We start from the raw sequence: 1685 nt of genomic DNA on the forward strand, positions 1-1685 counted from the left end.
GAATCACTTTCGGTTGCAGAACACATCAAGCATGGCACGGTAGAGCATGACTTGATGGTAGAAAGTAAAGGCAAAGACGACGACAAAATCCTGAAATACTCTTCAGGTACATACGAATACGACGCTGACACTTACAATTACTCGTCGTTCATGCCGACCGGCTTCCAAACGCCAGGAAACTGGGAAATCAAGGATGATGAAGGTCGTGAACTGCTGATTCTAGAAGAAACGGGCTCACAATCAGATTACAAAACTCGTCATCGTTACATCAACCGTGATTTTGGTGATTTCTACATCGGTATCCATTGGAGTAAAGAGCAAAACGGTCATGAATCAGCGCCGGAATATGGCCTGTACTCTCACAACAAAGAAGTAATGACAAGCATCGCGGCTTCACTACCAATTTTGGAGCCAGGTGACGATGACTAAAGCAACCATCGTCAACCCTTGTTGCGGCAGTGTGCATTTACGTAGAAGACGTCGAACCTTCTGGGAACGATTTGTCGGTATCAAAGAAGTGTACATTTGCTCAAACTGTCACAAAGAAACACCTCTCAAGTAGCAACAATATTTGAGACCGCAAAAAAGCCCCGCATCGCGGGGCTTTCTTCGTTTTGACAAGCATGTTTCGTCCTAAAATGTATGAATACATTAAGGATGAACAACCGCTACTTCACACACATCACATTCAACAACGACGTGCCGGTTAACTGATTTGGTTCTCGATCGGCAAACAAGCCTTTCTTATCTTTACCCCAATACGGCAATTGCAGCGGCCATTTGTTCTTCTCCATCACACCAGAATCTCGCAACGCTTTAAATTCAGTCGCCGTGGCGAGCGACATGCCCAACTGCTGACAAATCTGTTGCGAGCTTTCGTAGTTGAGTCGATTCCACGGCTTACCATATTCCATATAAAACTGATTATCTAACAGGTAAGGCACGACATACGTTTTGCCATGTAGAGACGCTCGCAAGCGCACTTCCACCTCTCCATTGCCTTTTACGCTCGGTGCTGGTTTTGCTTTCGCTACCGGTTTTGTTGTCGTGCTCGGTTTCGGCTCTTTTGCCGTAACTGGCTGCGCTGTCGTTTTTGTCGCAGAAGCTTTAAACGCCTCGGTATCTGGACGACTGGTCACGACTGGCGCAACAGGCTTCGGGGCGACGTTTGGTTTGGCGACAGGAGTCGGCTTTGATGACAGCTGCGTTTGATTCACGGTGTTGTCACTACCTTTGCCAACCACACGAATAAATGCCTCGCGATAGTTCGACAAGGTTTTGACTCCTCGCAAATCAGCAGACGCTTTAGAAAATTCTGTATAAGGCCCAATAAGACAACGATAGCCCTTTGCTTCGGGCTTCATCCAAACATCGGTGGTGATTTTGCTGTAAATGGGTTTGGCTTTGGCAAGTGGCATTGGTTTAGGCAGCAAGCCACATTGAATCCAATAGAAATCATTGCCTCCTTGCGGCACTTTCTTTCCCCAAACTCCCTGACCGATTGGGCAACTTTTCTCTAGCATCGGCAGTTCTTTGTCGCTCGCTTGAGTCGCCTGACAAAGAAAGTCATCGGCCAATACCGGGGCTGAAAATTGGGCGCACAGCAATAGCCCTCCTAAGCTGAGGCCTGATTGGACAATGCGTGATGAGAGGTGTGCCTTCTTCATTTCCATACGCTTCACTCT

1 protein-coding gene and 1 pseudogene are annotated in these 1685 nt (G+C 47.4%); one reads left to right on the forward strand and one right to left on the reverse strand.

Going from position 1 to position 1685, the window contains the following annotated elements; genetic code table 11:
* A pseudogene (locus R8N28_RS24130) lies at positions 1-429 on the forward strand (acid phosphatase); the annotation flags it as partial.
* Between the two features lie 239 nt (positions 430-668).
* Here R8N28_RS24130 and R8N28_RS24135 read toward each other — a convergent pair.
* A complete protein-coding gene (locus R8N28_RS24135; RefSeq protein WP_318183538.1) occupies positions 669-1673 on the reverse strand; it encodes an SPOR domain-containing protein in 1005 nt (334 codons plus the stop codon).
* Positions 1674-1685: the final 12 nt, after the last annotated feature.

The organism is Vibrio sp. Vb1554, assembly GCF_033344235.1.

Coding starts and splice junctions, on each gene's coding strand:
- R8N28_RS24135 (WP_318183538.1), bottom strand. CDS start 1,673: ATGGAAATGAAGAAGGCACACCTCTCATCACGCATTGTCCAATCAGGC.